Here is a 7,282-nt window from a genome sequence, read left to right as displayed (position 1 = left end):
CTGCCGATGGCGCTGCACTTTATACCGCTAAAAATTGTCAAACTTGTCATGGCGCTGAAGGTAAAGCACCAATTATGGGTATGTACCCTAAACTAAACGGTCAAAACAAAGACTACTTAGTAGCGCAAATGAAAGACATCAAATCAGGTGCACGTAATAACGGTATGACCATGGCTATGAAAGCAATGGTTGCAACGGTAACTGATGAAGAGTTTGAAGCAATTGCAGATTACCTAGCTAACGTAAAATAATTTACGCAGCTATACCATTTTAATGCAATTGGTATTTTAGTTTTACAAACAGCCACACAATAGTGTGGCTGTTTTGTTTGGTGTTTGCTATAAAATAGAGACTGCTTTAGACTTCTAAACATCTGTTCGTACAGGTTAATAATGTACGTTTTTAAAAGGCTTATTATGTTTGATTTACCCCAACTCGATTTAAAAAATAAAGTATCAGCACAAGAGTGGCAACTGCGTATTGATTTAGCCGCGTGTTATAGACTGGTAGAGCACTTTCGTTGGGGGGATTTAATCTATACGCATTTATCAGCACGTTTGCCTGGCACCGATCACTACCTAGTAAATGCCTTTGGTTTAACCTTTGATGAAGTAACTGCGTCTAATTTAGTGAAGGTCGACTTAGACGGTAACATTATTGACGATACGCCATTTAGTATTAATCCTGCTGGCTTTACTATTCACAGTGCGATTCATGAGGTACGCGAAGACGCTCATTGTGTTATTCACCTTCATACCAAAGAAACAATCGCTGTCGCTACACAAAAAAATGGTTTATTACCGCTTAGCCAGTATTCAATGTTTTCACTGCCATCGCTTTCTTATCATGGCTACGAAGGGCTTGCAGTAAACGACGACGAGCGAAAAGTGTTACAAGATGATTTGGGCAGCACCAACCATATGTTATTGGTAAATCACGGTGGCTTAACGGTAGGCCCAACGGTAGGCGATGCGTTTATGCGCTTTTATGATTTACAGCGAGCGTGTGAAATACAACTAGCGCTACAATCAAGCTCGCAAGAGGTGATTGAAGTACCGCAACCTATAATCGACAATATTTATAATCAAGCAAACGTAGTACACAGTGGTAGCACTGGCGGGCAACTTGCGTGGCCTGCTATGTTACGTAAAGCGTATCGACTTGACTCTAGTTTTGCAAAATAACCCATAGCGGTTAATAAGGAATTTTAATGAAAGTAAATCGCGTTGAAGTATTTGATATTCACTGTCCTGATAGACCTTCTTGGACACCTGTGTTTGTACGTATTCATACTGACGAAGGTATTAGTGGTGTTGGCGAAGCGGGCCTTGCATACGATTTAGGTCACAGTGCTGCAGCGGCTATGATTAAGGAAATGGCCGATGCCTTTTTAATCGGCCACGACCCATTTCAAACAGAAAAACTATGGTCTCGTATGTTACGTGAGAGCTTTTGGGGCTTAGGTGGCGGACCTGTTGTATATGCTGCAATGAGCGCAATAGATACCGCGCTTTGGGATATTAAAGGTAAAGCGCTTGGTTTACCTGTATATCAATTATTAGGCGGTAAAGTTAACGACAAACTACGTACGTACGCATCACAATTACAGTTTGACTGGGATAGCGAATTTAAAGCGCTAGTACAGCCGCAAGAATATGCAGAAGCTGCTTTAAAAGCGATAGCTGAAGGTTACGATGCAGTAAAAGTAGATCCAATTCAGTACGATAAAGACGGCAATACTTATTACGATCGTACAAAAATAATTTCACGTACTGAAATGAAGCTATACCGTGCGCGTATGCAAGCTATTCGCGAAGCAGTAGGCGACGAAGTAGACATTATTTTTGAATGCCACAGTTTACCAGGCGTGACAACAGCCATTCAGTTGGGTGAAATTGCAGAAGAATTTGACTGTATGTACTTTGAAGAGCCTGTTAACTATTTAAACCATTCATTACATGCAAAAGTAGCAGACAAAGTTAATGTGCCAATTGCTGGTGGTGAACGTTTGTATAATCGCTGGGGTGTGCGCCCGTACTTAGAAGATCAAAGTATTGATGTTCTACAACCTGATATTGGTTTATGTGGTGGTTTTACCGAAACCAAAAAAGTGTGTGATTACGCTGATATTTTTGATGTGCGTATTCAAGCTCACGTATGTGGCGGGCCTGTTGCAACAGCAGCATCACTGCACTTAGAAACGGCTATCCCTAACTTTTTGATTCATGAGCACCACACTTATGCGATTAAAAAGTGGAACCGCGAGTTATGTTTACAAGACCCACAACCTAAAAATGGTTTCTTTGAAGTGTCAGAAGAGCCAGGGTTGGGTATTGAATTAAATGATGAGATTGTTATGCGTTCTCAACGCGTAGAAATAAAATAATAGCCTTTTAAGCTAACTTTAGGTCATGCATTAAAAAGCCGGTAAGTGATTAGTCACTTACCGGCTTTTATTTGTTTAGGGGAAGTAAAGCTTGTTATAACTCGTTGATTTTACATTCGACATCTTTAAGCTCAATAGTTGCTTTGCTATCGAGATGGCGTATATAGCATTGCTTGCCTTTAATCATCAATTCAAACTGATCGGGTGTATTGCGACTTTGCGTGTCGATAATATTATTACCATCTACATTGCTAAGGGTTACTGTGCTGCTGGTAGTAAATACATCATCAGCTAATTGAGTCTCTTGCATATGTACAAGTGTTTTAATTGCTTTGCTAACCGCTGTTTTATTTTGCTTTGCCAGTAGAGCATGTTGCAGCTTAGGTGTCGGGTCTGGATTTTGAGATATGCAGCCATTGAGAAGAAGCGCTGAAAATACAACGATTAGTAAAAAGTACATTTTCATAAATTGGCCGTATTATCATAAAAAGAGAGTTTAATATAACTAGTTTTACTTACACTTGGTAGTAGTGCTTAGCGTTTGTATAGCTAAGGTCATGCCATGTCTTATCGTTTGAGCATAACGCCTTATGGCAGTGCCATAGGTTGTTGTAGCTTGTATTTATTTGGCACACAGGGAAGTTGCTAGCAAACATAATACGCTGCTGTCCAAAGTGATTAAAAAGAAAATTAAAACACGCTGCTTGTTGCTCACTGGTAAGTTGTAGTAATTCAAAACCAGAAAATTTAATAGCTATGTTGTCATGCTGAGCAAGTAACTCAACACCTTGTCGCCAATCATTTAAATTACTTGGCAGTCCTGCATGATTAATTATAATTTGAAGCTGCGGTAGCTGCCTAGCGTAATAAGCCACTTGTTTAGTTATTTCGCTATTTTCAATATCAAATTGAGCTTCAAAATGCAGTTTATTTTTAGCCAATAAATTAAGGTTATTAATACAGTGAGGGCTTTTTAGTCTCACTGCATCATCTTCTTCGGTTATATCTCTTATACCACAAAGGCTTGAATGAGCCAGTGCATTTAGCACGCGACTAAATTGCTCTGCGGGCGCATCAATTTGATTGTAACTAATAGCCTTAAATGAAAGGTCTTTTAAATGCGAGCTTAGCCAGTTTAGCTCGTTAATAGGGGAGGTGTTATCAAACCCTGCTTCTATATGAACAAGCCCTACTAGCTCAAAGTCAGTACTTTTAACAAGTTGCTGTGCACTTACTGGCTGNTGTTTTATTTTTTCTAAATTTGGCCACGCTGGTGGGTTAGCGCCTTGTAGCCATGAGTATTGACCTTCTACTAAATTAAAAAAGTGTACGTGTGGGTCAATAATTTTTAGGCTCATTGCACATTACTCATTGGGCAGTGTAGCCACCGTCAATGCTTTGTAGGCTGCCAGTAATAAAGCTGGCATCGTCGCTTGCTAAAAAGCTCACAAGGGCAGCAACCTCATCGGCTTGACCTAATCGGTTAAGCGGTTGAAGACTTGCTTCCTCGGCAACTATTTCAGCTTTGTTTGCGCCACTTTTTGCGCAGTACGCATCTATCGCGTTATGAAATAGCGGGGTTTCTATTGTGCCAGGGCATACCGCATTTGCTCTAATATTAAAACCCGCATAATCAAGCGCTGTTGTTTTAGCCATTGAGGCAAGGGCATGTTTTGTTAGGTTATACGCAAAAGAGTTTTGCTTACCTATAATTGCCTGATCGGAAGCGACTAATATAATAGCGCCGCCATTTTGCGCTTTCATGCTTGGCAATACGCTTTGTATTGCGGCATAAGCGCCTTTAACATTAAGCGCAAAAAGTGCATCGAGAGTTTGCTCGTCGGTGCTTTCTATATTTGCGCTTAAGTGTTTTCCAGCATTAGAAACAAGTACATCAATACGTTTGCTTTGTTCACAGATAGCGTTGATACAGCTTTGTACCGCCGATACATCACTTACATCACACTGATGAAATATACCGATTTCGCTCAGCTCTATATCAAGGTTATGTACTTCATAGCCGTTGTTTAGCAAACGCTTAACTACGGCTAAGCCAATACCTTTTGTACCACCTGTAACGACTGCAACTTTAGACATACTTACTTCCTTTATTGCTAACTAGTGAGAGTGACCACAGCCGCCTTCAGCGTGCACGTGTCCGTGAGAAACTTCTTCACTTGTTGCTTCACGTACCGATATAACTTCAACGTCAAACGTTAGTGTTTTGCCCGCAAATGGGTGGTTTAAATCACAATCTGCGTTAAAACGACCAACCTTAACAATAGTAACCTGATGACGACCTTGGTTAGAGCTAACCATTGCTGTCATACCTGGTTTCCATACTTTAACGTCGCCTTGTAGGTGCTTAAGCGGAATACGTTGAATTAAGTCATCAACACGCTCGCCGTATGATTCACTTGGCTCTAGAGTTACACTAAATTTTTCGCCAGCTTCTTTGCCTTCAAGTGCTTTTTCTAAACCAGGAAGCATGCCTTCGCTGCCATGAATGTAAGTAAGTGGCGCTTCGTTTGTGCTACTTTCAATTTGCTCGCCCGCTTCGCTAAGGGTGTAATGAAATTCAACTGCTGAATTTTTGCTAATTTGCATGCTTGTCTCTTCAAATAATAACTATGTTAGGGCGCAATTTTACGCGAAATATACTTGTTTATAAACTTAACGTGGCTGATTTAGTGTTTTTTGTAAATTTAGCAGAAAATCTTTTTTTGTTGGGGCTGCTTTTTGCTTTTCAGCCTGTGGTATAAACAGTACTAATTGAGTGCCAGGCTTTAAAATACTTGATGCAGAGAGTTTGTTCCATTTTGCCAAGTCGCTATGAGGTACATCGTAAAGCTGACTTATACTCCAAAGGCTATCGCCCGACTTAACTTCATAATCTATTTCAATGGTGGGAATCGCAATCTCTTGGTGTTCTAAATAAGGGCTGATTTTGTAATCAACAGTTAATGTGCTTGGCAGGGTTTTAGGTTGTCCAACTAATAACTTTTCTCCAACGCCTATTAAATTATTATTTTTGTTATTAAGTTGTTTTAAAGCTTTTACCGACATACTAAAACGTTTAGCGATGCCGTATAGCGTGTCGTTTTGTTTAACGATGTACTCTCCAGCAAAGTTTGATTTAAAAAACTGACTTTTTAATAAGGCCTCTTGCCCTATAGGCAGCAGTAAAGTATGCGGCCCGTTAGGTGAGCTTTGATTTTTTAAATATCCCTGATTAATCGCGTGTAACTGCTTTGAACCTATACCAGAGAGCTTAGCGATGACTGAAAAGTCGAACTGCTGGCCTATATTCATCTGTGTTGTAAATGGCTTATATGCAAGCTTTGGGCGTTTAATGCCCTTTTGTGGGTGCTTAACTAAATAGCTTAAAGCGAGTAACTTGGGTACGTAGTCGGCGGTTTCTTTTGGCAGACTGAGTGACCAGTAATCGGTGCTTTTACCGCGTTTTTTGTTTTTTTCGATTGCGCGTTTAACGCGGCCCTCACCACTGTTATAAGCAGCCAAAGCATGTAGCCAATTACCATCAAAGCGTTTATGTAAGTAGCTTAAGTAATCAAGTGCAGCATCGGTTGAAGCAAGTACGTCTTGGCGACCGTCGTACCATTGGTCTGACTTAACTCCAAAGTGATGCGCTGTTGCGCCAACTAACTGCCAAACACCAACAGCTTGCTGTGATGAGGCTATCGTTGGTCTAAAATCGCTTTCTACAAATGGTAGTAAAGCGAGCTCCATAGGTAGTTGCTTTTGCTCAATTTTTTTTACGATATGATACAGGTAAGGCGCTGCGCGTTTACTCACAGTTTGTAAGTAGTTAGGTTGCTTTGCGTACCAGCTGATACGCTTTTTTAACGCGCGATTTTGATAAACCGTAAAGTGTAGATTGTTGGCTATATGCACCCACAGATCGGTGGTTTTTGGTGGGCGCTTTTTTACGATTGTTTTTTTGAATTGAAGTGGCGTAACGTGCTCACTAACTTGGGGCGTTTGAGCTACTTCATCATCAATATCATAAGTATAGTCAGGCTCAAAATGAGTAAATATTTGTGGAGCTTCTTGTGGTTCTTGCTCCGTTGATTGACAACCAAATAACAAAATACCCAAACAACATAAAACCAAACTGCGCATAGTGATCACTTTTGTGAATTCCTTTTATTATTTTAACACAATCCGTTGTGTTGAGTTATTCTGCGCTTTTTGCGCGATTTAGGCCAGCTTGTAAAAAGAAGTTGCTCGATTTTATATTAAGCGCTTCTTGTTTATAAGGCTCAATAACTGATTCAGGAAACGACAGCATTAACTGCTCAATACTTTGATCTTTATTGTTTTTAACGTGCTCTGTTATGGCTGTTAAAAATGATAGAGGCTGTTTCAGCTGCTCTTTTGTTAATGTACCGCCGTGCCCAGGTAAAATAATAGTGAGCTTTTCGTCGTTAATATATTGCTTAAGCAACGTTTGCCAACTTTTAAGTTCACCGTGTCCAGGGTAAGGAAGCCAGTCAACGATATCGCCACCAATCAGCACACTGCCATTATTAGTAGTAATAGTTAAATCACCGTTAGTATGGGCTTGCTGCGGCTCAATGGTTATCTCAAAACCACCAAGGTCGATAGTTTTACGACTATCAATTACTATTTCTGGTTTGCTAAGCTGATACTCCTGCCAGCGAAAAAGTCGTTTTTTTGCAAGCTCTAACTTATTTCGCCATTTAGCTTGCTCTTCTTTGGGCACATTCGCTAATCGTTGGTAGCTCAGCTCAATGCTCTTTTCATACGTGTCTAGTTTGTCGGTATATGCTGTTTGATAAAGGTTAAAATTTTTATTTACCTGCTGATGAACAATGAGCTTAGCATCAGGGTAAAAATTTTGCATAACCGCCA

7 protein-coding genes and 2 pseudogenes (2 of these 9 cut by a window edge) are annotated in these 7,282 nt (G+C 40.2%); 3 read left to right on the top strand and 6 right to left on the bottom strand.

Translation table 11 applies throughout. The annotated features are described in order from the left end of the window. The 3 genes and pseudogenes from L654_RS0109520 to L654_RS0109510 all read left to right on the top strand — a co-directional run. A pseudogene (locus L654_RS0109520) lies at positions 1–251 on the top strand (c-type cytochrome) (it extends 85 nt beyond the left edge of the window). Positions 252–416: 165 nt separating this feature from the next. Further along, the gene (locus tag L654_RS0109515) at positions 417–1,184 is read left to right on the top strand and encodes a class II aldolase/adducin family protein (RefSeq protein ID WP_007586431.1); all 768 of its coding nucleotides are present in this window, start codon (positions 417–419) and stop codon (positions 1,182–1,184) included. Between the two features lie 26 nt (positions 1,185–1,210). Beyond that, entirely contained in the window at positions 1,211–2,386 is a 1,176-nt protein-coding gene (locus L654_RS0109510; protein ID WP_007586432.1) for a mandelate racemase/muconate lactonizing enzyme family protein, read from the top strand. 94 nt (positions 2,387–2,480) lie between these two features. On the opposite strand, the gene L654_RS0109505 is transcribed toward L654_RS0109510, so the two are convergent. The 6 genes and pseudogenes from L654_RS0109505 to L654_RS01000000125855 all read right to left on the bottom strand — a co-directional run. After that, positions 2,481–2,852 (bottom strand): hypothetical protein, encoded by a 372-nt coding sequence (locus L654_RS0109505; RefSeq protein WP_024607888.1) that lies wholly within the window; start codon positions 2,850–2,852, stop codon positions 2,481–2,483. A gap of 49 nt (positions 2,853–2,901) precedes the next feature. Then, a complete protein-coding gene (locus L654_RS0109500; RefSeq protein ID WP_024607887.1) occupies positions 2,902–3,744 on the bottom strand; it encodes an amidohydrolase family protein in 843 nt (280 codons plus the stop codon). Positions 3,745–3,754: 10 nt separating this feature from the next. After that, the gene (locus tag L654_RS0109495) at positions 3,755–4,483 is read right to left on the bottom strand and encodes an SDR family oxidoreductase (protein WP_010554366.1); all 729 of its coding nucleotides are present in this window, start codon (positions 4,481–4,483) and stop codon (positions 3,755–3,757) included. A gap of 21 nt (positions 4,484–4,504) precedes the next feature. Beyond that, positions 4,505–4,993, bottom strand: a complete 489-nt coding sequence (locus L654_RS0109490) for a peptidylprolyl isomerase (protein WP_007586440.1) — start codon at positions 4,991–4,993, stop codon at positions 4,505–4,507. 66 nt (positions 4,994–5,059) lie between these two features. Further along, a complete protein-coding gene (locus L654_RS0109485; protein ID WP_024590580.1) occupies positions 5,060–6,529 on the bottom strand; it encodes a LysM peptidoglycan-binding domain-containing protein in 1,470 nt (489 codons plus the stop codon). A gap of 55 nt (positions 6,530–6,584) precedes the next feature. Then, a pseudogene (locus L654_RS01000000125855) lies at positions 6,585–7,282 on the bottom strand (MBL fold metallo-hydrolase); it runs 302 nt beyond the window's last position.

The organism is Pseudoalteromonas sp. TAB23 (assembly GCF_000498075.1).
Taxonomy (GTDB): domain Bacteria; phylum Pseudomonadota; class Gammaproteobacteria; order Enterobacterales; family Alteromonadaceae; genus Pseudoalteromonas; species Pseudoalteromonas arctica.
The sequence above is the reverse complement of the archived record's forward strand: the minus strand, read 5'-3'. Positions and strand labels throughout refer to the sequence as shown.